Annotated in this window: 1 protein-coding gene; it reads right to left on the reverse strand. The window is 69.1% G+C overall.

Going from position 1 to position 259, the window contains the following annotated elements; translation table 11 throughout:
• Positions 1-259: ABC transporter permease subunit (locus R2R70_RS21255; RefSeq protein ID WP_410979088.1), on the reverse strand; the 259-nt coding region annotated here is incomplete at both ends.

Below are 259 nucleotides of genomic sequence, written 5' to 3' on the forward strand. Positions count from 1 at the left end.
CGCGCGAACGCGAGGCCGAATCCGGTCATCAGCGCCGGGCGCAACGCGGGCCATACGACGCGCCGCAAGGTCGCCGCGCGCGAAGCGCCGAGCAGGCCTGCTGCTTCTTCTTCCTCGGTGCCGAGTTCTTCGATCACGGGCTGCAAGGTTCGCACGACGAAGGGCAGGCCCACGAACGTGAGCGCGATCACGATGCCGCGCGCGTTGAACGCGAGGTCGAAACCGTGCGCCGCGAACCACGTGCCGATCCAGCCGTTCG

It is taken from the genome of Cobetia sp. SIMBA_158 (assembly GCF_046566945.1).
In the GTDB taxonomy this organism is placed as follows: Bacteria; Pseudomonadota; Gammaproteobacteria; order Pseudomonadales; family Halomonadaceae; genus Cobetia; species Cobetia amphilecti.